The organism is Bacillus sp. TH30 (assembly GCF_016650875.1).
Taxonomy (GTDB): domain Bacteria; phylum Bacillota; class Bacilli; order Bacillales; family Bacillaceae_G; genus Bacillus_A; species Bacillus_A mycoides.
Genome location: NZ_JAEKEY010000002.1, coordinates 2,658,534 through 2,684,552 on the forward strand (window position 1 = coordinate 2,658,534; position 26,019 = coordinate 2,684,552).

The window sequence follows — 26,019 nt, forward strand, 5'->3', positions numbered from 1 at the left end:
ATGGAAGAAAAGGTGGAGAGATCGAGTATTGGATTTGTTTCATAAAGAAGAGCCTTGTAAGAGGCCCTTTTTCTATTGAATTGTATAAGTAACAGAAAAGCTAACAGGACTGTAGTAAACGAAAGGTGCATGAAATTGAACATACATATTCCCATCTGTTTTTGCGGTAAAAATCCTCCCATAACCATCAGAATAACGTCCGATGAGATTATTATTTGTATCGTAAATGCTGTAACTAGGGGTTTTACTATTAGGATGAATTGTTAGCTCTTGTCCTTTTTTAAGGTAAATGGGTTCTTTTTCAGAGCTACTGCCAGTTTGAATAGAATAAAATTTTGTGAAGTTTTGTTCTTGAGTAGCTGCAGCAGCCTTTGTTTCAGGAATAAAAGCGGTAGCTCCTGTAACACCTGCTAAAGTCAACGCGCCTGCTAGAATAATTTTTTTCATAGTAGAAAAGCCTCCTTATTAGTTGTAATCATTTTCGTTACAGTTAACATTGTATACGATAATTGATAGGAGAAAATATGCGTTTATGCATATATATTTTTTCTCAATAAAAAACCACCGAAGAGATCGATGGTTTTACGTATTATTAAGCAGCTTTTTGACCTGTTTGAGTAACAGGTTTTTGAAGAGTGTTATAAACACCAGTTCCGATAACTTCCAATGCCATTTTCATACGCTCAGGCGAAATGTTTTCTAATACATTATCTTGAGGCGTGTGATATACCTTTTCGATATGATAGATTAATGGATTCCAACTATCGACGCCCATCCAAATAAATAGTGCAGAAGGAATACCCACTTCAGCAAATGGTACGTGATCACTAGAGCCAAATTTTCCTTGGAGAACGAGATCATTATTCAATTGTTTACCTGCTTGTAAGGCAGCATCTGTTACAAGGTTTGTTGAGCCATCAGGAGTCATTGCATATAAATTTTTTGCTTTATCATAATTTGTTGCAACCATGTCTGCGTTAAAGACACCTAAAATTCGATCACGTTCCTTTTGGGACAGACTATTAACATAATAATCAGAGCCAAGTAAGCCAGTTTCCTCAGAACCAAAAGCAATAAAACGAATTTCTTTATCAGTTTCTACATTTTGAAAAGCACGAGCCAGTTCTAATACTAATCCTGTACCAGAAGCATTATCATTTGCCCCAGGTGCTCCAACGACACTATCGTAGTGTGAACTTACAACGACGGCCTTTTCATTACCTGTACTATTTTTTGGTTTCTTTTTAGCGATGACATTTAAGGATGTTAAATTAGATTCATGTCTCGCTTTTAGGGAAAGAATTGTTGTCTCTTTTTTAGCGATTTCTTCTTTAAATGCATTTCCTTGAGCATAAGCAAGACCGAAGACAGGGATAGCCTGTTTTTTAGTTAAGCGAGGATTGAAAGTTTGTCCGTAGTTTCCGCGTCCGCCAATTAAGCTGTATAAAAGAACACCTTTTGCCCCTTTACTAACAGCATTTTCAACCTGTTTATTATAATCTGCTACTGTTGCACCTCTTTCGAATAAAACAATTTTTCCGTTTACCTCATTTGGAATATCGTCTAATTTTGTACCACCTTGAACAAAGATAAGCGGAGCTGTAACAGCTTCTGTAGAAATTAGTGCATTTGGAGCAGCACCAGCTTGCCAATTACGCTTTGTCCCTAATGGTGATTCGATAAATCCAACGTATTGATCCGGCACTTGAAAGGGCTGATACTCTACTTCATATCCCATTGATTTAAGCTTCATACCAACATAGCGAGAAGCCCATTCTTCTGATTTTGTACCACCTGGACGGGGACCGATTGTTTCGGATAAGAAACGGATATGCTCGATGGCGCGGTTTGCATCAACTTGTTTTGTAATAGGTGGAGTTTGTGTAATTTCTGACGTGGAATCAGCTTTTGCTTGTCCGATTGGAGCTAAGCTAACGGCGAGTGATACAGCAAGCAAGGAGCTTACTATTTTTTGTTTCAGTGATTTTCTCATTTTTTCCTCTCCCATTCTTCTATTCTCTCTGACTGACAAAAGAAGACGGATAACGACTATATTTTACCTTTATATATCTGAATTTTCAATAAATATATGTTGAGAAATAAAAAACGCTATATGCACATTTACATATTTTCAGCGGATATATGTATGCTATCATTTTAAATGAAGGTTCGCTTTCTGTTCTGAAGGCTCCTACATTGCATGAATCTAGTGTACCCAAACTTTAGATTATGTAGGGAAAAGGGATCCGTTATAGGATTTCTTTTCTTTTGTTTGAATCATGTGATGGTAACTATGTTTCCGCATTTCATAATTATCATCAGTGATATATGTAAGGCATCCATATGAAAATACGAGGCTGTTCAAGAGTTTTCCGTACTTTTGGACAGCCTCACCCCGTTAAAAAGACGATACTTTATGTATCGTCTTTTTTGTGCAAAAAAAACAGCCAATCAATTTATTAATTGATTGGCTGTAAAACATATTATTTATAATGTTTTTTACGTTTTGTAGCTAAAATACTTAACAATCCAGCCAGTAGAAGAACGATACCTGCTGCTTGCGTATGATCTTCTTTATGACCTGTATTTGGAAGTTTTTTATCCGTATTTCGATCATCTTGCTGTTTTTTTGTCTCTGTCTCAGGATTTCCTTTTTCTAATTCCTCGGAAGTTTCTTTTCCATGAGTTTCAGGATTTTCTTTTTCTAGTTCCTCGGAAGTTTCTTTTCCATGAGTCTCAGGATTTCCTTTTTCTAGTTCTTCGGAAGTTTCTTTTCCTGGTTTCTCCTCTTTATTTGGAGGAGTAACTGGTTTATCATCTTCACCTGGTGAAGACTCGATCTTCTTATTTGAAACTGTAATTTGTAGTGGTGCAGCTTGAGCTTTTTCAATTGTAAAGCTTATCGGTGAAGCATCTAATTGATAGCCTTCAGGGGCCTTTGTTTCCACTAATTGATAATTACCAGGTTTCAAATCATTTACGATTAATTTACCGTGTTGGTCTGTTTTTAGGCCTTCTCGGATTATTTTTCCATCGTGGTCTAAGATATTGAAAATGGCACCTTCAAGTGTTCCACGGTGATCAATATCAACTTTAGTTAACTCAATTGAACCTGTTGTTAAGCTATTTAAAGCTTTAACAGAGGTAACCCCAGATTGTCCCTTCGTAATTGTGAAAGGAATTGGCTTAGCACTTAAATCATAGCCAGTAGGAGCTTTCGTTTCAACGAATTGATAGTCTCCTGGACGTAAATCAGAAACGGAAATTTTTCCATCTTTATTAGTAGTTAAATCAGAACGAACGTCGTGCCCGTTCATATCAACGATTTTAAATACTGCACCTTTAAGGACAGAACCGTCAACATCATCCACTTTGGAAAGTTCCACAGCGCCTTTTGTTAAGCTGTTTTTAGCAGTAACGGAAGCGATTTTTTCTTGTCCTTTTTTAACTGTGAACTTAATGGGTGTTTCATTTAAGTCATAGTGATTAGGAGCTTTTGTTTCGATAAACTCATAGTCTCCTGGTGGTAATTCATCCACAACTAAACGGCCATTTTTATCAGTAGTTAAATCAGTACGGACGTCGTGTCCATCCTTATTAACAATTTTAAATACCGCACCCTCAAGTGTTGTGTTTTCTTCAACATCGTCAACTTTAATTAACTCCACACTACCTTTCGTTAAGCTGTTCGTAGCTGTAACGTAGACATGTTTTGTTTGACTTCTTTCAATTGTGAACTTAATCGGTTCTTCATTTAAGTCATAATGTTTCGGAGCTTTCGTTTCTACGAATTGATAATCTCCTGGGCGTAAATTAGAAACAGAAATTTTTCCTTCTTGGTTAGTAGTTAAATCAGTGCGAACAATTTTACCATTCGCATCAACGATGTTAAATACAGCACCAGAAAGTTTTGTATCTGGGTTTACATCATCTACTTTAATTAACTCTACAGCACCTTCAGTTAAGCTGTTAGTAGCAGTAACTTGCAGCTGTTCTGTTTGGCTTTTCTTAACTGTAAATTTAATTGGTGTATCATTTAATTTATAGTGTTCAGGAGCTTTCGTTTCAATAAACTGGTAGTCTCCCGGACGTAAATCAGGAACAGCAACTTTACCATATGCATCTGTCGTAAGATCAGTGCGAACATCATTACCGTTCATATCAACAATTTTAAATACAGCACCTTTAAGGACAGTACCATCAATATCATCCACTTTAGAAAGCTCTACCGCACCTTTTGTTAAACTATTTTTAGCAGTAACAGAAATCGGTTCAGCTTGTCCTTTTTCAATAGTAAAAGGAATCGGTTCTTTATTTAAATCGTAGTGTTTCGGAGCTTTCGTCTCGATGAATTGATAATCACCCGGACGTAAGTCAGAAACGCTAATTTTACCTTGTGAATTTGTAGTAAGATTCTTGCGGATTACAGTACCATTCATATCAACAATGTTGAATACTGCGCCTTCAAGAGTAGTACCATCGACGTCGTCCACTTTAGTAAGTTCAACGCCGCCTTTTGTTAAACTATTTTTCATAGTAACAGTAGCAATATCTTTCTGGCTTTTCTCAACTGTAACTACAATTGGCTTTTTGTCTAAATCATAATGTTTAGGAGCCGTTGTTTCGACAAATTGATACGTACCAGGACGTAAGTTTTCAACAATGATTTTTCCTTCACTGTTCGTTTTTAAATCCGTTTTAAGTACTTTCCCGTTTTGATCTAGTAAATTAAACACAGCATCGGCAAGTTTTGTTTGATCGTTTAAATCATCAACTTTAATTAATTCGATACTACCTTGTTTTAAACTATTTTTAGCAGTTAAAGAAATAGTTTTTTTCTGTCCTTTTTCAATAGTGAAATTGATTGGTGTTTCATCTAAAACGTAATGCTTAGGAGCTTCTGTTTCGATGAATTGGTAATCACCAGGACGTAGGTCGTTAATTTCGATCTTCCCTTTACCATTTGTAACAAGGTCTTTATGAATTACAGTACCATTCATATCAACAATGTTAAATACTGCACCTTCAAGGGTAGTGTCATCGATGTTATCCACTTTAGAAAGTTCCACTGCACCTTTTGTTAGAGCATTTTTAGCTGTAACATGAAGAATTTCAGTTTGGCTTTTCTTAATTGTAAATTCGATCGGTGTTTTATTTAAATCGTAATGTTCAGGAGCTATTGTTTCCACGAATTGATACGTCCCAGGACGTAGATTTTCAACAACAATTTTTCCTTCATCATTTGTTTTTAAGCCTTCTTCAACTAGTTCTCCGTCTGCATCTAATAAATTAAATACAGCGTTAGCAAGTTTTGTATCGATATCAATATCGTCAATTTTAGTTAATTCAACGCTACCTTTTGTTAAAGTGTTCTTACCTGTAACAGTAATCTCTTTCGTTTGACTTCTTTCAATTGTAAATGGAATCGGTGTTTCGTCTAATACATAGTGCTCAGGAGCCTTTGTTTCAATAAATTGATAGTCTCCCGGACGTAAATCAGAAACAGAAATTTCGCCGTTGTCGTCTGTAACAAGGTTTGTATGAACTTCCTTACCGTCCATGTCAACGATTTTAAAGATTGCGCCTTTCAGCATCGTACGATCGATGTCATCGATTTTTGTTAAAGTGACAGCACCTTTCGTTAAGCTGTTTTTAGCAGTAACGGTAATATTTTCTTTTTGACTTTTTACGATAGTGAACGGAATAGGGTCTTTGCTTAAGTCATAGTCTTTTGGAGCTTTTATTTCAATAAATTGATAATCTCCCGGACGTAAATCAGAAGCGGTAACTATACCGTTCTCATCAGTCGTTAAGCCTTTGCGAATTACCTTTTTAGTGTCATGAGCGTCAACGATTATAAATTCCGCACCTTCAAGTGTAGTGCCATCAACGTCATCTACTTTTGTTAAAGTGACGCCACCTGTAAGTAAACTATTTTTTACAGTAACAGGGATAGGAAGATCTTCCTTGCTACCTTTTTTAATCGTGAACTTAATAGGTGTTTGATCTAATTTATAATGTGCAGGGGCTTCTGTTTCAATAAATTGATAATCCCCTGGTGCTAAATCAGGAATAACTAGTACTCCATAATCATCTGTTTTTAAATCTTTTGCAATTTCTGTACCGTTTGCGTCTTGTAATTTGAATACCGCACCGGCAAGAGCTATTTTGCTGTCCACATCATCTTCTTTAATTAGTTTAACTTTTCCTTTCGTTAAACTATTTTTAAATGTAAGTGGAAGAAGTTTTTGTTGTCCTTTTTCGATTGTAAATTCAATTGGTTCTACATTTACATCGTAATAAGTTGGAGCCTTTGTTTCGATAAGTTTATAGTTACCAGGACGTAAGTCATCTACAACTAGCATTCCTTTACTATTCGTAACAAGATCCGCACGAACATCTTCATTAGTATCCATATTCACAATTTTAAATACTGCACCTTCAAGTGTTTCCTTTTCATCTGCAGCATTTACTTTTGTTAATTCAATACCGCCTTTTGTTAAGCCGTTTTTAGCAGTAACAGTAATTGGTGAAGTTCCTTGACTTTCTTTAATTGTGAACTCGATAGGCGTTGTATTTTTATCGTAATACTTTGGTGCTGTTACTTCGATAAATTTATAATCGCCAGGGCGTAAGCCAGTAGCGACAACTTTACCGTCCGAACCTGTTTTTAAGTCTGTACGAATTACCTTTTTATCGTCATTCGCATCAACAATTTTAAATACTGCGCCTTCAAGAGCGGTACCATCGATATCATCAACTTTTGTTAGTTCGACATCTCCTGGTTTTAAAGTATTTTCAGCGGTCACAAGTATAGGCTCTTTTTGACTTCTATCAATTTTGAACTCAATAGATTTTGTGCGCAAATTATAATGCTCAGGCGCTTGTGTTTCAATAAACTGATATGTGCCAGGACGTAGTTTATCAGCTTTCAATTTTCCGTTAGCATCTGTAGTTAAGTCCGTGCGAACTTCATTGTTATTCGCATCAACAATTTTAAATACTGCACCTTTTAGAGGTTTTTTCTCACCAAATTCATCAACTTTTAATAATTCAACTTCGCCCGTTTTTAAACTGTTTTTTGCCGTAACAGTGACGAAAGCTGATTGACTCTTATCGATTGTGAACTCAATAGGAGTTGTATTTAATACATAATCCTTAGGGGCACTTGTTTCAATAAACTTATACGTACCCGGTTCTAAATCTTTAACAGTTACTTTACCGTCTGAACTTGTTTTTAAATTTTCGCGAATTACCTTTTTATCGTCATTCGCATCAACAATTTTAAATACTGCGCCTTCAAGGGCAGAGCCATCGATATCATCAACTTTTGTTAAAGTAACACCACCTTTAATTAAGTGATTGGTCGCTGTAACAGTAGCTGCTTTCTTTTGGCTTTTTTCAATTTCAAATAAAATAGGTGTTTTGTCTAATGTGTAATGCTCAGGTGCTTTCTCTTCGACAAATTGGTACTTTCCAGGACGTAGATCTTTTGCTTCGATTTGTCCTTGATCATTTGTCGTTAATTTTTCATATCCAGGAATTTTTGTGTTATTTCGGTCTCTTACACTGAATTCTGCACCTGCTAAAGTTTTTCCATCTTTATCGACTTTTGTTAAAATAGCCGATCCTGGAATTAAACTATTTGTTGCAGTTCGGTTTACTACTGTCGTTTGATCTTCCTTGATTGTAAATGTAATAGGTTTACTGTCTAATGTATAATGCTCAGGAGCTGTTGTTTCTTGTAAGTAGTAAGTTCCTGGTTTTAAATTATCTACAGTAATTTGTCCTTTATCATTTGTTGTTAATTTTTTATGTTCAGGAATGACCTGTTTATTTTGATCCAGTAAAGAGAAAACAGCATGTTCAAGTTTTTCCCTACTGTGAGCATCAGTTTTTGTAAGTACTACTTTCCCGACAAACTTCTTATTTGTAAGGGTATAAGTTGTAATTTCTTTTGAACCTAGTTCAACAAGTATACCTTCTTTTAATTCTTTACTAATTACATAACCTTTAGGTGCTTTCGTTTCTTTAATTAAATATTTATCACGTCGTAAGTTGTTAAACTTAGCGACACCGTCATCACCTGTTGTAATTGGTCGAATAGCGGTTGTACCTGTTTGATCATATAAAGTAAATTCTGCTCCGGCTAATGGTACTTTTTTATCTTTATCATCAACCTTTATAATTTGAAGGCTTCCGCGTCCTTTACTAGCAGAACCACCTCCAGATCCAGAAGATACTTTAACTTCAACTACTTTAACATCTTCAGTTTTCGTTAATGTTAAACGATGACCAGTAATCGTCGCTTTATTACTTACCTTTTCATTATGGTCTGCATTAATGAGTGTACGGTATTCTAAAATATAAGCTCGATCAATGGTATGAAGGAATTCAACTTTAAACTGTTGTTTCCCCGTATCGTTGTCTGTTGTTACTTTGAGTTTATAGTCTGTTCCTTCTTTTAATTCATTTGCTGTATCTTTTGTTAAAGTTCCATCTACGGCTACCGTTGTCGGATATAGATGGAAAGACTTTTCATCGAGAATTTGATTATTAGTTGGGTCATCTGTTACGACAGCATTTTCAATAGTTGACTGACTTGCGTTAATAGAAATGCTCCAATCAATATGCTTGTCATTTTGTTTCGCTGTTTTCGTAACACCGCTACCACCATTGGTAATCTCGAATGCACCATGGATAGTAGTAACAGTTTTCGATCCATCTTTTAAATCGGCATAATTATCGTAGCGTTTATTAATTTGTTCGCCTGCGAGTGAAGTTTTAAAACTAATATAATACGCAGAATTAATTTCGTTTTTAAAATGAACCGTTAATGTATTGTTGTTATCTTTTGTTGGAGTTTCTATCGTATATTCGCTAGATGGAACAGGATCACCTAATTCAAATCCATGTGCACCACCAGTTAATTTCATATGTCGAACTTCAATAGATTCCGGTATTAATTTTTGGTTATCTCTTAATACGTCAACAATAGAAGGATCCTTAATCGTTCTATTATTATAGTTAAATCCAATGTCCCATTTAATTTCTTTTGTTTGGGCATTGTAAGAACCGTATTTAAATCCGTTTCCTTTTGTATAGCCGTCAGGATTGAATGTATCATCGGATGAACTATTTTTATCGTCCCCATTTATATCTATCCATGATAAATTTGCTGTATTTTTGAATGATTTATTATCCTTCTCTTTGGATAGATTCTCGTAATTAAAGTCTGTTGTGTATGTGATAGTTAAAGTTTTATCCATATTAGACTTGTAAATACCAGCTAGCTTCACTTCGAATCCCTTATCAGTTACATGAAGTGTGTAATCAAGCCCTAATTTAAGTTCATTTGATCCGTCAGTAATCTTGAAACTATTTTCCTGTAACGTTAGACCACCAAAGTCAAATGTATCCTTGATAACAGCATCGTTTAACGCATATTTGTTATCATTTACAACAATTGTCCATTTTGTTGTTTTCGCATTGTAATCTGTATCGCCTGCATTTTTATTATGTTTCTTTATGATGTTTTGTTGTTTTAACGTAACTTTGTTTGTTTTATTCCATTTACCATCTGCAATAATCTTATTTTCGATTTCGCCATCTTTTATGACATCATTCGTAGCTTTCGATGTATAAGTAATCACATAGGCACTATTAATATCTTCAGTAAACTGTAAATCAAATCCCTCATCGGTTTCTTTTACAGTAAAGTTTGTGGCATTGTCACCTGTAACAAGTTTCCCTGTATCATCATAAGAAGCGTTTTTTACTACGATAGAATTTTTATCAACTTTATGAGATTTATCCAAAACATCTTTTAAAAGAGCATCAGCTTTTTTAATATCTCTCTGGTCACCGTTATAAGTGATTGTCCATTCGATTGTTTGTGTTTTTGGGTTGTACTTACTATCTTTCTCTAGATGCGTACCACGTGAAACAGTTACAGTTGCATTTGTTGATACACTATCTTGATTATCACTAGATACTTTTGCGCTGTTTATGAAACTAGTAACACTTTCATCTGTAATCTTTGTCGCATATTCAATTTCATATGCTGTATTCGTTTCCTTTTTAAAAGCAATATTTAATTTATCAGAGGATGAAGTAAGTACATATTCTTCCTTAGGAACTTCTGCACCACGAGTTGTTTTCCCGTTAATATCTACTTCTAAATAATAAACCTTAATAGAACCTTCATTGAGGCTTGCCCCATTTGGAATGTCATCTTGAAAGACGGCATTTGTAAGCTTATCTTTCGTCTTGTTCATTTCTACTTTCCAATTAATTTGATTCGTATTAATTGGTCTATCAGGTACACCTTTTTTATCTATAGATTTTTTTACTTTAGGTTTGAAATCAAGTTCAATAACAACTTCTTTTTCTTTAATAGGGAATGGGATTTGTTTTTCTGTAGTCCCTGTAATTTTCACTTCATTAAACTCCGTACGAATGTTTAAATGACCAGCTATATCAGGATGATCTTCAACATATTCATTAAAAGTCATCGTTACTTTTCCATCAGGCGTAACAACGAATGATCCAATCGTATGTCCTTTTCCATCTATTAAATCTTGTGTAATGGTATTGTGGACAATAAAGTATTCTGGGAGTTGGAAAGTAAAGTAATCACCTTCTTTGACGTTCAGCGATTTTAAAACTTCCCATGTAAAATTGATTTTGGTAATAGAATCTGGACTTGGACGATTATCCGTATTATTAAATGGCTTACCGTCTTTATCTGTTAGTATGACACTTGTTAAAATATTTTCTGTAATTTGCTTAAGTGATGGATCTGGATTGTCAACAGGTTGCTCTGTTGTGTTATCACCAGGATTTTCTGTAGGTTGCTCTGCATCACCATTTTGTTGCTCTTCCACAGGTTGCTGAACATCGCCGTTCTTTTGCTCTTCTACAGATCGTTGAGCGTCAACATTCTTTTTCTCTTCCGCAGGTTGCTCTGCGTCGCCATTCTTTTTCTCTTCCGCAGGTTGCTCTGCGTCGCCATTCTTTTTCTCTTCCGCAGGTTGCTCTGCATCACCATTCTTTTTCTCTTTCATAGGTTGTTGGGCAGTATCCTTATTCGTAGTAGGTGAAGCTGGATTATCTACTTGAACAGGAACTGAAATGGACTTAGCTGTTGTACCTAGAGGGAACGAGAGTTGAACAGATTTTGCACCAGGTTTTAAATCAGGATTGAATACTGTATCAAAATTGATTTTTCCGTTAGCACCTTTGGAATCTTTTACTTGATCGTTAAATACTAGTTTCATTTTGTTATCGTCTGCTGTAACAAAATATTGACCAATAATTTGCTGATCTGCCATTAAATTTCCTTGTTGATTACTTTTAACTTTTAATGTGTTAGGTATTTGGAGCACTGCTGAGTCTGTTTGATGATCTTTTATTGACCAAGCATATTCTAGGTGAATGGTTGATCCTAATTGTATTAAGTTTTTAGGATTTAATGCTTCGTCAATAATATGATTCGTTGCATCTTTCATTTCAACAGTGTCAAACAATGAATTCCCTGTTAATGTTTCCGCTTTTACTTGATTGTATGGAAAACTAGCAAGCTGCGAAAATAGTACGAATACAATTAAACATATATTGAAAATTTTTTTCATTGTGCCTCCTTTATGAATCCTTTTATTGCATAAAAATGCTTTGTGAAGAGATTGTTTGTCATGGATCAATGTGCTTTACGTGATGCCTCCTTTACTACGTATACTCTTTAGGAAAGTGTCCATATTCGATGCTTTGTAACGTAAAACAAAATGTATATTCTAATAATATAGGTAATGAATATACAAATTTCGACAAAAAATGTCGAGTGAAATACTGATAAGGAATGATATCAGACCTTTATAGGGTATGACTGTTTGAGTGGATCTTCATAAAATAGGTGTATGCAAAAAATATGCAGTGAGATGCGTACACTATTTTGTGATTCATGCTCTGCAATGTGCAAAGAATCGTTATAAAGGTAAGTTTTACGATATATGCTAACCAAAATAATGTATCCATTGTAAAAAATTCTTTCGTATTGAGGTAGTAATAAAATGTAGCTTGAATTTGGTCAGGATGAAGAAAATATGTACTGTCTAAAAGAGTATACAATTCGTAGATTAAAGCGAAGAAAGCGTTTTATGATAAATAGAACGCATTCCTTTAATCGGTGCTATTAAATAAAAAAAAGAAGGTACTCCCTTGATCATCTTTTATGAGAGATAATCATCAATAACCTTCGTTAAAAATTATATACGTAAATGAAAAAGAGTTCAACCGTATTACTTCTTTTCAAAAGAGCATAAAAAAGAACCGCTTCCTACTAAGAAGCGGTTCTTTTTTATATTTCTGTTAAAATAATCGGTTCACCGCGTGTTACGACAACTGTATGTTCACATTGTGCAACAAGGCTTTTGTCTGGTGTAACGAATGTCCAACCATCATCACCGCGCTCAATAATATGATCAGCTTTCATAGAAATAAATGGTTCTACAGCGATAACAAGGCCGTCTTTTAGAAGCGCATTATCCATTGGATCATAGTAGCTTAAAATGTGGTTTGGAGCTTCGTGTAAGCTAAGACCAATACCGTGACCAGTTAAGTTTTGGATTACATTATATCCATTTTTATGTGCAAAGTTAGAAACAGCACGACCAATTTGATTTTGTTTTGAGCCAGCTTTTACTTTTTTCATTGCTTCCCAAAATGAGTCTACTGCTGCTTGGCAAAGTTTTTCTTTTTCTTCATCGTCGCCAAGAACAAATGAGATACCTGTATCTGCATAATATCCGTCAAGTGCGGCCGATACGTCTACGTTTACTAAATCGCCTTCTTTTAATACGCGATCGCTTGGAATGCCGTGAGCAACTTCTTCGTTTACACTAATGCAAGTTACACCTGGGAATTTATATTCTTTTTCAGGCGCTGAAATAGCACCGTGCTCATCTAATACTTTTTTACCAATTAAATCAAGCTCTTTCGTTGTCATACCTGGCTTCGCTTGCTTTTTCATTTCTTCGCGTGCAAGTGCAACGATGCGGCCGATTTTTCGTAAACCTTCTAAATCTTGTTCATTACGAATAATCATGAAAACCACTGTCCTTCCTCGAATATATGTCTTATCCGATTGTATCATGTTTATTTTTGTACTGCTACTCGCGTGCGGTATGCGGGTTGATTCCTCTCATAAAGAATACATGACAATTGTCATATTGATGTCATGACGCATCATACTGTTTCCTAACTTTTCCAGAACATACAATGTAAATATAAGAAACGACGGGGGTGGAGAGATGGAAAAGATTATTGAAGTAAATGGTGTTTCTAAAACATTTAAACATAAAAAAGCAGTAAATAACGTTTCATTTCATGTGAATAAAGGGCAAATAGTAGCGTTGCTTGGTCCAAATGGTGCAGGGAAAACAACGACAATTTCGATGATGCTCGGGTTGAAAAATCCGACAGAAGGGAATGTTTCTATATTTGGAAAGAGCCCGAAGCATAGAGATGTTCGTAATAGCCTTGGTGCGATGCTACAAGAAGTAAGTGTAATTGACAGTATCACGGTAGAAGAGGCAATCGAGTTATTCCGTAGTTATTATACGAACCCTGTAGAGAAGGAAACATTACTGCAGCTATCAAACTTAGAATCAGAACGAAAGCAAAGATGTGAGAAATTATCGGGCGGTCAAAAGAGAAGGTTAAATTTTGCGCTGGCACTTGCAGGAAATCCAGAGTTGTTATTTTTAGATGAACCAACTGTAGGGATGGACATAACATCTCGAAAAACGTTTTGGGAAACGATTAGAAAATTAGCAAGTGAAGGGAAAACGATTATTTTAACAACACATTATTTAGAAGAAGCGGATGCGCTAGCGGATCGAATTTTATTATTTGCGAACGGAAAGATTATCGCAGATGGCACACCAGATGAGATGAAAGCGACGATTTCTCGAAAAACAATCTCGTTTTATTCGAAAGAGAAAATTCCTAAGAGTTTACTAAAGGAATTACCGCATGTAACAGAAGTACAGTCAAATGAAGGGCGCTTCACTTTAACGACGGAAGATACAGATGCCACTTTACAAGCAATTTATCAGAGGAATCTACCTGTAACAGACGTTTCAGTTGAACGTGGAAGCCTCGATGAAGCATTTGAACAGTTTGTCGCAAATCAGAAGGGGGAAATCGCATGAGAGCATTATGGATGCAATGTAAAATAGAGATTTTACGTACGTTCCGTAATAAATTATTTATCTTTTTCTCATTATTAATGCCAGTTATGTTTTATTACATCTTTACAAATGTTGTTCAAGTCCCGCAAAACGGAGATGCTTGGAAAGCACATTATTTAATTTCAATGGCGACTTTCAGTATTGTAGGAACTGCACTTTTTAGCTTCGGTGTGAGACTTTCTCAAGAAAAAGGGCAAGGGTGGACACATCTTTTAAAAATCACACCACTTCCAGAGGGCGCATATTTAGCCGCTAAAATTATTGCCCAAACAGTAGTGAATGCTTTTTCAATCTTAGTTATTTTTATGGCAGGAATATTAATTAATGACGTCCAGTTAACGATAGGTCAATGGATTGGTGCCGGATTATGGTTATTATTAGGCGTGACACCATTTTTAGCACTCGGAACAGTAATAGGTTCAATTAAGAAGGCAGATGCAGCTACTGGATTAGCGAATATTTTAAATATGAGTCTAGCAGTAATTGGCGGGTTATGGATGCCAATTGAAGTATTCCCAAAAGTATTAAGATCTATCGGTGAATGGACACCAACATACCACTTCGGAAGCGGGGCATGGGATATTGTAGCTGGAAAATCAATCGGCTGGGAAAATATCGCGGTACTAGGAGGTTATTTCCTTATATTTGTTGTAGTATCAATATATATAAGAAAAAGACAGGAAGCGGTATAAATGATAGAGAAGAAGAGGTTTGAAGTTTTTCCGAAACAGATGGGTTTCTTCCCGTATATGTGGCTCGTGTATTTATTATTTCCAATCTATAATTTAACGCAAGTATCAGGATGGAAGCTTGTAATAGGGATCGGTATGTTGATAGTCTTCACCGTCACATACCGTCAACTTTATTTTGTTAACAAAACGTTCATTTTGTGGGCGTGTATTCAAATGGTGCTCACATTCTCATTTGCTTTATTTTATAATCCCTTCATGATATTGTTCGGATATTTTACGGCGAGTGCGATGGGATTTGCGCCAAGTAAGAAGGCATTTCGTGTGTTGTTATGTTTATTAGTTGTAATGCTTGGAGCTTTTATATTTGTAAATGTTAATCAACTAACAATCCCGAGTTTAGTGAATATCGTTCCGATGTTTATTTTAATGCTTCTTACGCCATTTGGAATGCGTAATTTTAATCAGAAAAAGATGTTAAGGAATCAACTAAACGAAGCAAACGAACAAATTAAAGACTTAGTAAAACGTGAGGAACGGCAGCGAATCGCAAGAGATCTTCATGATACGTTAGGGCATACGTTATCTCTTATTACTTTAAAAAGTCAGCTTGTGGAGAAATTGATTGTGAAGAATCCAGAACGCGCAAGTATAGAGGCGAAGGAGATTACGCAAACATCTCGTACTGCTTTAAAACAACTGCGCGAGTTAATTTCTGATATGCGTATGATTACAGTGGAAGAAGAACTTGAGCAAATAAAAGCAATTTTACAAGCGGCTAATATTGAATTAGAAGTAAAACAAGAAGCTAATTCTAGTTCGTTATCACCAATTGAACAAAATATTTTAGGAATGTGTTTACGTGAGGCAGTTACGAATATTGTAAAGCATAGTAAGGCGACGGAGTGCATTGTATCTGTATTAGAATCGCAAGGTGAACTGATTTTGAAAGTAGAGGATAATGGCGTAGGCTTGGAAAATCAAAATCATGATGGAAACGGTATTCGTGGTATGAAGGAGCGGATCGCCCTTATTGATGGGTTTGTTGAACTGGCTACGATAAATCCAGGGACACTATTAATAGTAAAAGTACCAGTTGTTATTAGAACTGGAAAAGATGAGGTGAGGGCATGATTCGAATTATTATTGCAGAAGATCAGCGAATGCTTCGTGGTGCGTTAGGAGCCCTGCTTGATCTAGAGGATGATATTGAAGTAGTTGGTCAGGCTGCGAATGGGGAAGAGGCGTTAAAATTAATCGAATCGCTAAGGCCTGATATAAGTATTATGGATATTGAAATGCCGATTCAAAGTGGTTTAGATGTTGCTGAAGCGCTGAAGAAGGAAAAGTCACCTTGTAAAGTAATGATTTTAACAACATTTGCACGACCAGGTTATTTTGAACGGGCAATGAAAACTGGTGTTCACGGGTATTTATTAAAGGATAGCCCAAGCGAAGACTTAGCTTCAGCAATTCGAAATGTCATGAAAGGGAAGCGAGAAATTTCGCAGGAGCTAATGTTTGGCTTATGGCAGGAACAAAATCCGCTATCAGATCGTGAAAAAGAAGTGCTGGTACTTGCGAAAGAAGGAAAGACTACAAATGAAATTGCTAAGATGCTCTATCTTTCGCCTGGTACAGTGCGTAATTATATTTCGGAAGTATTAGCAAAACTGGAAGCGAAAAATAGAATTGAGGCAATTACAATTGCGGAAGAAAAGGGATGGATATGAAAAGAAGTTTACCTACGAGTGGTAAACTTCTTTTTTCTTATAAACAAGTATTTCAATAGAAAGTTTCGTCGCAGTCGCATCGCTCAGAATTTGAAGTATATCGCGTAATTTAGATTTTACTTCATTTTTCGACAAAAAATTTGTTATAGTAAGATTAAGTTGTTGGTCTAAATTTTGGACAACTTTACCACTAACAGTTGTAATTACTCCATTTTTATCTACTTTTACAATAAGATCTTGGCCATATACTTTATAATTTTCGTAAGTTTGTGCAAGGCGAACTTCGGTTTGACTTTCTTTTGTTTCTTTATTTGTAGGTTGGGAATCTACATTCATTTCAGTTGTCACTCACTCTTGTTGAGCTTTAGCCTCATTTATCTCACCCTTTAAATACTTTTTCGCCATATATTTTTGTATCATTTTGAGGTTGTGTTAATTTTTAAATCGTTAAACTAGGCTGAGCAATTTCAACGTTTACTTCATTTCTATCTAGTTCTTGGGTGTGAATAGCTTCTGCTGATAAAGGATAAAGAAGACCGAATGTAACGAAAGCACGGGCAAATTTTCTATAATTTATCTATAAAATTACTAGTCTATTATATTATGTGAGATGAATTGTATGAGAAATTTGCCGAATTTTATATATATTATGCATTATTTCATATCAAAAATTGTCGAATGCACATTATTGTAGTGGTATGACAACTTAAAAAATTAGATTGTTATAATGGGATGGTGAGTAAGTATGCACGCAGAAAAATTAGGAAGCGAAATAAAGAAAATTAGGGTGATGAGAGGATTAACACAAAAACGGTTATCCGATAATATATGTCACCAATCGGAAGTGAGCCGAATTGAATCGGGCGCGGTATACCCAAGTATGGATATATTGCAAGGTATTGCGGCGAAATTACAAGTTCCCATTATTCATTTTTATGAGGTACTCATTTATTCTGATATTGAGAGGAATAAGCAGTTAAAAGATCAAATTATTATGCTTTGTAAGCAAAAGAAATATAAAGAAATTTATAATAGGGTATGGAATGAGTTGAAAAAGGAAGAATATCATCCCGAGCTTGAGCAATTTCTTCAATGGCAATATCATGTAGCTGCTTACATATTGAAAAAAATCGATTACGATTATTGTATTTTAGAATTAAAGAAATTGCTCAATCAACAATTGGTAGGAATAGATGTATATCAGAATCTTTACATTGAAAACGCAATTGCAAACATTTATGCTGAAAATGGCTATTTTAAGAAGAGTATTGAGTTATTTGAAAATATATTAAAACAATTAGAGGCATTGCATGATAATAAAGAGTTTGATGTGAAGGTGAGACATAATCATGCAAAAGCATTATACTTAGATAATCAATATGAAGAAGCGCTTTGTCACGTAAATAAAGCCATTGAACTATCGTGTCAAATTAATAGTATGACATTGATTGGACAGTTATACTATCAAAAAGGTGAATGCCTAGAAAAGCTAGAGTGTGATAGAGCAGAAATTGAAGATGCTTATGAAAAAGCGTGCTTCTTTTTCGATATATTAGGAATCCATGCGTTAAAAGAATCACTTATAAAAAAAATGAAGAAATAAAAAAGACCTAAAAAACAAATATGCATAATTGCATACGATATGGATAAATTTTCATGATATATTTAAAGAAAAAATGTGGGTGATGGAATATGAAAAAACTACTTATTGGTAGTCTATTAACGTTAGCGATGGCATGGGGTATTTCACTAGGAGATACAGCTTTAGAGAAAAGTCAAGTGATTTCCTATAATGATCAAGAGATACAATTAGCTTCAGATGTACCTTTTGAGTACTAAAAAACAACCGTCTTACTTAGACGGTTGTTTTTTTGTGGAGTAACATCCAAACATCTTTACTAGAAACAGGTTTGCTAAAGAGGAATCCTTGAATGTGGTCACAGTTTTGTTCGTGTAAAAACTTCCATTGTTCTTCTGTTTCTACACCTTCCGCAATAACCTCTAAATTTAATTCTTTCGATAGCTTAATAATGGAAGCGATAATCGCTTCTTCTAAAGGGCTATTTGTAATTCCACAAATAAATTCTCGAGCAATTTTTAATGTATTGATTGGATATTTCGTTAAATAAGCTAAAGAACTATAACCAGTTCCAAAGTCATCAATTGAAATTTGGATACCGAGATTTTGAAGTTCTTCTAGTTTAGCAATTACAGAATGATTTTGATTAATCGCGATACTTTCTGTAATCTCAATATCTAGCGCTTCCGGCTTTAGTTCGGTTTCTTCCAAGACTTTTGAAATAGTTGATATTAAATCTGCGTGATTGAATTGAACAACAGATAAATTTACACCAACCTTTAAGTGAGAAAATCCTTGGTTATGCCACTTTTTTGCTTCTAAGCAGGCGGTACGTAAAATCCAATTACCAAGTTCAATAATAAATCCTGTTTCCTCTGCTAGAGGAATGAATTGGGCAGGCGATACAATTCCGAGTTTTGGATGTTTCCAGCGAATTAATGCCTCAAAACCGATAATTTGTTTTGTTTTTGTATTTACTTGTGGTTGATATTCAAGGAAAAATTCATTTTGTTGTAGAGCTTTTGAAAGTTCACCTTCTAGGAAGTGTATTTCATTTTGCGCAATACTCATTTCTTTTGAGAAGAAAATAAATCTATTTTTTCCATTAGCCTTGGCTCGATACATAGCCATATCTGCATTTTTCATTAATTCGGTTACATCGGTTCCGTAGTCAGGGTACATCGCAATTCCGATACTCGGTGTAACAGAAAGTTCTTCATCTTTAATAAGGTAAGGCTTATTTAAAATAGTTAAAATTTGTTCAGCCATAAAAGAAGCACTTTTTTCAGAGTACATATCTGGTAATAGAATCGTAAATTCATCTCCGCCTTGGCGGGCAACGATATCTTTTGAACGCAAACATCCACGTAATCTTTTTGCTACTTCAATTAATAATAAATCTCCGACATCATGGCCGAGTCGATCGTTAATTTTTTTAAATCGATCTAAGTCGAGGAACATGACCGCAACGTCATTAGTGGTGTTTTGAGCTGTATTTAAAATCGTTTTTAAATCTTTTTCGAATTTCCGGCGATTCGGTAGTCCTGTAAGTGCATCATGGAAAGCCATATGCTCTACTTGCTTTTGTTTTTCATATAAAGTTGTAATATCACGTGCGATACCAAACATCCCAACAACTTCTTTATTTATAAAAATAGGGATGAATGTAATGTGAAGGTGATAATAATAGCCTTCTTTTTCTTTTGTACGAATTTCTAGAGTTTGTGGTCTACCTTCTTTTGTAATTTGTAAAGATTTCTTCAATAATTCATGATCTTGTGGATCAATGAAGTGTTGAAGAGAATAGCTTGTTACTTCACAATAATAGGCTGTAAATAAACTTTCACAAGCCTTATTAGATTGTTGAAAAATCCCATTCATATTTAAAGAAAAAACAGCATCAGGATGATCTTCGAATAAAGATTTATAACGTTGTTCACTTTTTGATAGGGCAGATGCGCCTTCTTCCACTTTGCCTTCTAGTTGTGTAGTCAACTGTTCGTATGTATCGATTAGTGCTTGATTATCTTTCCACATATAAAGTTGTCGTAGGAATAATAAGATGAGTGATAATACTAGACCGATTAACATGAATTTATCATCCCAAGGTTGAAAGACAATAAAAGAAAAAGTAATGATTATACTAAAATAAGGTAATATAAAGCGCACATAATCAAATCGATAATACTTTGTTTTCGTTTTATGCTGTATTGGTTTATCTAAAATGTATAGTATGGAAGACAAACCAATTAATAAAATTGAAGCAGTATGTATTAAGTAAGAGACTTCAGAAGAAGTTTCCATCCCTGCGTTTAATTGAAACAGATGTATATATCCGTACACAAGTATGATAGTAAAGCCGATAATTAATGAAATTCTGCTAGAAGAATATTGTTCTCTTCTATATAGGCTAATAACGGCGTAAATTACTAATGATTGTGCAATAAAGTATCCAATTAAAACCCAGGTATCTGTTGTTAACATACGAAAGCTTGAAAGATCCAAAATAAAAGTTAAGGTAAAATAAATATTCATAATAACAATAAAGATGCTATCGAATGAAAATTGAGCAAGGCCTCTAATAGAGTAATGTTTTATGAACTTTATAGCAAAGCCAGAGAAGAGTAAAATATATTGTACGATGAAAAAGGGCAACGCCTTATATGAGAATATGACTTGATCATATATAGAAAGTGAATGAAGAAATAAAGTTATCTCCATTGTCAATCCACATAGGCAAGTGCATAGTACTAAAACCCAAAATAGTTTGTCACCGCGCTTCATTTTCTTAATTGCTTTATATAGGCAATAGCAAGAAAAGAGTGTAGCAAAACAAAATAAGAAGAGAATGCCAATTTCTTTTATATTCAAGCTCTTAGGAATAAGGAATATCCAAAGAAAAAATATAATTATATACATCATGACAAAGTGTACATATTTTTTTTGATTAATCATATTATGACTCCGTTTCAATAAAGTTGAATCGCAGGTGGAAAATGCTAATTCCAATCATAGCATATAAAATAGGGTGTTTTTTACTAGAAAAATTACTTTTTTTGAAAAAAATAGCGCAACATTACAATTTACCATTGCAATGTTGCGCTATTTATTCTTTTTATTCCTCTTATAGAGGATAGTTCACATATTAATTGTAGCATTGCTAAATCTTTCTGTTTACTTTCAATCATAATATCAAAATTATGATTAATTTTTTTGTAATGTGTAAAAAGGGTTTAATAAATTCTAAATCAATATAATCTGCGTGGGCCCTAAATTCTTTTTCTGATCTAGGAGAAGAAATATGAACTTTAGGAAGGACATTTGTATGTGACCAAGTTTTAAATATCATAGGAAGTAATTCTTCTAGCGGTTCATTACAAAGGTTCGCTATGTGGTGATGATAATCGAACACGAAAGGGATTTGCTCTTTTTGACAAATAGCCAAAGTTTCAGAAGTTGTATATGTTTTATCGTCATTTTCAAGAGTCATTTGTCTTTTTACATGGCATGGAAGTTTTTTTATGTTTTCATGAAAACGTTCGATTGCCTTTTCCTTATTTCCATACGCGCCACCTACATGGATATTAATGTAGGAAGAATCTGCAATTCCCATAGCATTTAACACGTTATAATGATAGGTCATATCTGTAATAGCATTAGTTGTAATATGTGGTTTGTCGCTTGTAAATAGTGTGAATTGGTTTGGGTGAAAACTTACGCGTAAATTGTGTTCTTGAATTAATGCTCCTATTTTACGCCATAGTGGAGCAAATATTTGAATGTAATCAAATTCAACTTCAGGGTGTGTTGCAAGCGGGACGATAGAAGATGATAAACGATATAATGGAATTTCGTGTGCAATATTGTAATGAAGGATGCGTATTGTGTGTTCTAGATTTTGCAGTGTAACATTATATAATTTATCTTCACGCTCTTGTTTTTTTAGCTTTTTCCAGCTTGTAAATGTCATTGTTTTGGCAGGCGAACAGTCCCATAATGCCGTAGCATGTGAGACATATCCAAATCGAATTATCATATGTGATGCACCTCCTTGGCCCTTGAAATTTCTCTATAAAAAGAACGCGAGTATCGTTCCTAGCCATTCCTTTCCTCTATCGATAATGGAGAGAGGATTGACATCTTCGAAGGAAAGTAATAAGGAGCGTTCCAAATCTTCCTCGAATTTACGTTTTACTTCTTGTATGAAATGTTTATCGTATAAAAGGCAATTGATTTCATGGTTAATATATATACTTCTCATATCGAAATTAGCAGTTCCGATATCACAAGTATGATCGTCTACTATAATAATTTTTGCGTGGAAAAATCCTTGCTGAAAAGCGTAAATATTACAACCAGCTTGTATTAACTTTCGGCAATATGGGAATTTTGCTTCTCGAACGAGGGCGTGATCAGCTTTTTGTGGAACGAGAATAGTTATTTGAACCCCACGTTTTCGCGCTTTTAATAATGCATTCATAATTTTTTTTCCAGGAATAAAATATGGTGTACCGATAAAGAGTTCTTTTTTCGCGCTTTCGATTAAATGTAAAAATGTATTTTGTAAATAGGCACCATCAGTAGGGATGAAACGATGTAGAATGGTCCCTGGTTGTTGCATAGGAAAATAAAGAGATGAATCTAATAAATTTTGGTCTGTATCGTCGAGCCAATCATGTAAAAATTGTTTTTGTAAATCTTGTATCCCTTCTCCTGTAAGACGTAAATGATAATCTCGCCATAACCCTAACCTTTGATTATGCCCTAAATATTCTTCGCCAATGTTAAATCCACCAATATAACCAATTTTCCCGTCAATAACTGTAATTTTTCTATGGTTTCTTTGATTTGCAGAAAAGAAAGGAAAAGGAAATTTCACTTTATGACAAAATGAAAAAGAGACACCATGCTTTTGTAGCGAGTAAATCGCTTCTTTTGATAAATAATGACTTCCAAACCGGTCGAGTAAAAGTCTTACTTCAATTCCTTCTTGTGCTTTATCGATAAGTAACTTTAAAAACGTACGACTTATATCATCGTTTTTTACAATAAAAAATAAAACGTGCACATGGTGTTTAGCTTGTTTTATATCAGTAAAGAGAGCATCGTATAGATCATTTCCGTATGTATAAAGGCGAAAATCACTTTGACGTAAAGGGAAAGAACGAGAACGTACACGCTTTAAATGAACAATTCTCCCATATGAAAGGTCGATTGTAATCCAGAGAGCGCTGCCTAATAACAAGAGAGATAAGAAAAACATAAGTAAATTCCCTCCTTCACGGTCTTTTCACCATCAATTTTTTACAAATTAAAATTTCACTGTATCCCGCTATTTGCGGTCAGTAAGACTCCCACCTCGAAATTGGGTTAAAGCAAAGAAGTTGGTTGGGATTCGGACCGCCCGTAAAATCCCGATTGGTGAGGGCTAATAATCAGTAGGGAATAAACAGCTCCCTACTGATTAAAGTTTCACTTTATAGTTTCACCGAAATAAACAGCTTTATTAAAAAATGTGTTGTTGTATAACAAAAAACTGTTGACTGAATGCTCACTCATTATATAATGGAAATAGGGGATATAATTCAGAAAATTATATATTTTCGAAGATTCTAAAAAAGAAAGAGAGCTTACAAAGAGAGGGGTAGCATAAAATGAATAGCTTACTAATCATTAATTGGCTGGCTGCCATTGCTGTTATTGCTTATGCGGGGTATTTGTTTGTATATCTTATACGAACAAGGATGGCCTACATACAATTAGGAAAAAAGATTGAATTTGACCGTCGTTTTAAAGAGCGTTGGGATCTTCTTAAGGTCAATGTTTTCGGTCAGAAAAAGCTGCTGAAAGATAAAAAGAGCGGCATCATTCACGTTATGTTCTTTTACGGATTTATTCTTGTCCAATTTGGAGCAATTGACTTCGTTTGGAAAGGGCTTGCACCAGGATCGCATCTTCCACTTGGACCACTATACCCTGCATTTACATTCTTCCAGGAAATTGTCACACTCGTTATTTTAATTGCAGTCTTTTGGGCTTTTCACAGACGCTATATTGAAAAGCTTGTTCGTTTGAAACGTAATTTTAAATCAGGCCTTGTTCTTATCTTTATTGGTGGCTTAATGATTTCTGTGCTACTTGGTAATGGGATGGGAATTATATGGCACGGCGAGGAGCTTTCATGGAGTGAACCTATCGCTTCTGCAATCGCTTACGTTTTCTCGGGATTAAATGAAACCGTAGCCATTTCAGTGTTCTATTTCTCTTGGTGGGTGCATTTACTAATTTTGTTAACGTTTTTAGTTTATGTTCCACAATCAAAACATGCGCATTTAATTGCTGGACCAGTTAACGTGTTTTTTGGTCGTCTTTCAAATCCGGGAAAACTTGAAAAAATTGATTTTGAAGATGAAACACAAGAAACATTCGGTGTTGGTAAAATTGAAGACTTTAGACAAAATCAACTTATCGACTTATATTCCTGCGTCGAATGTGGTCGTTGTACAAATATGTGTCCGGCAACAGGAACAGGGAAAATGTTATCACCGATGGATTTAATTTTAAAACTTCGTGATCATTTAACTGATAAAGGAGCAGCGGTAACATCAAAAGCACCGTGGGTTCCAGTTGTTGCTTTTAATAATACACAAGGAAATCAGTTAGCGATGATGGCAGCTGGAAAAGGACAACAAGAATCAGCGGCTACAGCGCTAGCGTACGACCCAAGTTTAATCGGAGACGTTATTACAGAAGAAGAGATTTGGGCATGTACAACGTGTCGTAACTGTGAGGACCAGTGCCCAGTTATGAATGAGCATGTTGACAAAATTATTGATTTACGCCGCTATCTCGTTTTAACAGAAGGAAAAATGGACGCGGAAGCGCAGCGTGCAATGACAAACATTGAGCGTCAAGGTAATCCGTGGGGACTGAACCGTAAAGAGCGTGAAACATGGCGCCAAGGTGACGATGAAGTAACAGTTCCAACTGTAAAGGAGAAATCAAAAGCTGGCGAAGAGTTTGAATACTTATTCTGGGTTGGATCAATGGGTTCGTATGACAATCGCAGTCAGAAGATTGCGATATCATTTGCGAAGCTAATGAACGAAGCAGGCATTTCATTCGCAATTCTTGGTAATAAGGAAAAGAACTCTGGTGATACACCGCGCCGCCTTGGAAATGAATTTGTATTCCAGGAAATGGCGAATAAAAATATTGAAGAATTTGAAAAAGCAGGAGTGAAGAAAATCGTTACGATTGACCCTCATGCTTATAACACTTTTAAAAATGAGTACCCGGACTTTGGCTTACAAGCAGAAGTCTATCATCATACAGAATTACTAGCCCAGTGGGTGAAGGAAGGTCGTTTAAAACCTGTCCATTCTATTGAAGAGACAGTTACGTACCATGATTCCTGTTACTTAGGAAGATACAACGAAGTATACGAAGCGCCGCGCGATATTCTAAAAGCAATTCCAGGTGTAAACCTTGTAGAAATGGCGCGTAACCGTGAAGCGGGAATGTGCTGTGGTGCGGGTGGCGGCCTAATGTGGATGGAAGAAACGACAGGTTCTCGTATTAACGTTGCTCGTACAGAACAAGCGCTAGCTGTACAGCCGTCAATTATCGGTACAGGATGCCCGTATTGCTTAACGATGATTAGTGACGGCACGAAAGCGAAAGAAGTTGAAGAAACAGTTCAAACTTTGGACGTAACAGAGATTTTAGAACGCTCAGTTATCGGACAGAAGAAAGAAGCAATGTAGTTT

At 35.2% G+C, this 26,019-nt stretch carries 14 protein-coding genes and 1 pseudogene; 7 read left to right on the top strand and 8 right to left on the bottom strand.

From position 1 onward, the window contains the following. Positions 1–72: 72 nt before the first annotated feature. The 4 genes from JFU20_RS15800 to map form a co-directional block, all read right to left on the bottom strand. Positions 73–447 (bottom strand): hypothetical protein, encoded by a 375-nt coding sequence (locus JFU20_RS15800; protein ID WP_002016341.1) that lies wholly within the window; start codon positions 445–447, stop codon positions 73–75. Positions 448–592: 145 nt separating this feature from the next. Then, positions 593–1,993: a M28 family metallopeptidase gene (locus JFU20_RS15805; RefSeq protein WP_033716225.1), complete on the bottom strand. Its 1,401-nt coding sequence runs from the start codon at positions 1,991–1,993 to the stop codon at positions 593–595. 490 nt (positions 1,994–2,483) lie between these two features. After that, a complete protein-coding gene (locus tag JFU20_RS15810) occupies positions 2,484–11,633 on the bottom strand; it encodes a SpaA isopeptide-forming pilin-related protein (protein WP_201038728.1) in 9,150 nt (3,049 codons plus the stop codon). Positions 11,634–12,355: 722 nt separating this feature from the next. Beyond that, the gene (gene map, locus JFU20_RS15815) at positions 12,356–13,150 is read right to left on the bottom strand and encodes a type I methionyl aminopeptidase (RefSeq protein ID WP_061673820.1); all 795 of its coding nucleotides are present in this window, start codon (positions 13,148–13,150) and stop codon (positions 12,356–12,358) included. Between the two features lie 157 nt (positions 13,151–13,307). Here map and JFU20_RS15820 point away from each other — a divergent pair, with 157 nt between their 5' ends. Genes JFU20_RS15820 through JFU20_RS15835 form a run of 4 tightly spaced genes read left to right on the top strand, consistent with a single transcriptional unit; the run spans position 13,308 to position 16,671 of the window. Further along, on the top strand, positions 13,308–14,210 hold the full coding sequence (locus JFU20_RS15820) for an ABC transporter ATP-binding protein (RefSeq protein ID WP_002016337.1): 903 nt from the start codon (positions 13,308–13,310) through the stop codon (positions 14,208–14,210). Beyond that, complete coding sequence (locus tag JFU20_RS15825) at positions 14,207–14,941, top strand: ABC transporter permease (RefSeq protein WP_033716020.1); 735 nt, start codon at positions 14,207–14,209, stop codon at positions 14,939–14,941. Before JFU20_RS15820 ends, JFU20_RS15825 begins: the two co-directional genes overlap by 4 nt. Further along, positions 14,942–16,072 carry a sensor histidine kinase gene (locus tag JFU20_RS15830; protein WP_002016335.1) on the top strand — a complete coding sequence of 377 codons (1,131 nt, stop codon included), beginning with the start codon at positions 14,942–14,944 and terminating at the stop codon, positions 16,070–16,072. Further along, positions 16,069–16,671: a response regulator transcription factor gene (locus tag JFU20_RS15835; protein WP_002089785.1), complete on the top strand. Its 603-nt coding sequence runs from the start codon at positions 16,069–16,071 to the stop codon at positions 16,669–16,671. Before JFU20_RS15830 ends, JFU20_RS15835 begins: the two co-directional genes overlap by 4 nt. A gap of 12 nt (positions 16,672–16,683) precedes the next feature. Here JFU20_RS15835 and JFU20_RS15840 read toward each other — a convergent pair whose 3' ends face one another. After that, positions 16,684–17,007 (bottom strand): bacillolysin, encoded by a 324-nt coding sequence (locus JFU20_RS15840; RefSeq protein WP_002166402.1) that lies wholly within the window; start codon positions 17,005–17,007, stop codon positions 16,684–16,686. A gap of 409 nt (positions 17,008–17,416) precedes the next feature. Between JFU20_RS15840 and JFU20_RS15845 the strand changes: the two genes are divergently transcribed. After that, positions 17,417–18,274, top strand: coding sequence for a helix-turn-helix domain-containing protein (locus JFU20_RS15845; protein ID WP_002016331.1), 858 nt, complete (start codon positions 17,417–17,419; stop codon positions 18,272–18,274). An 89-nt stretch (positions 18,275–18,363) separates the two neighbouring features. After that, entirely contained in the window at positions 18,364–18,510 is a 147-nt protein-coding gene (locus JFU20_RS15850; RefSeq protein ID WP_002016329.1) for a quorum-sensing peptide PapR, read from the top strand. A gap of 16 nt (positions 18,511–18,526) precedes the next feature. On the opposite strand, the gene JFU20_RS15855 is transcribed toward JFU20_RS15850, so the two are convergent. The 3 genes and pseudogenes from JFU20_RS15855 to cls form a co-directional block, all read right to left on the bottom strand. Then, positions 18,527–21,205 (bottom strand): DUF4084 domain-containing protein, encoded by a 2,679-nt coding sequence (locus JFU20_RS15855; protein WP_033716018.1) that lies wholly within the window; start codon positions 21,203–21,205, stop codon positions 18,527–18,529. A 128-nt stretch (positions 21,206–21,333) separates the two neighbouring features. Further along, a pseudogene (uvsE, locus tag JFU20_RS15860) lies at positions 21,334–22,286 on the bottom strand (UV DNA damage repair endonuclease UvsE). A 33-nt stretch (positions 22,287–22,319) separates the two neighbouring features. Further along, on the bottom strand, positions 22,320–23,513 hold the full coding sequence (gene cls / locus JFU20_RS15865) for a cardiolipin synthase (protein WP_002016325.1): 1,194 nt from the start codon (positions 23,511–23,513) through the stop codon (positions 22,320–22,322). A gap of 391 nt (positions 23,514–23,904) precedes the next feature. Here cls and JFU20_RS15870 point away from each other — a divergent pair, with 391 nt between their 5' ends. Further along, entirely contained in the window at positions 23,905–26,016 is a 2,112-nt protein-coding gene (locus tag JFU20_RS15870; protein WP_201038729.1) for a (Fe-S)-binding protein, read from the top strand. The last annotated feature ends 3 nt before the right edge of the window (positions 26,017–26,019 follow it).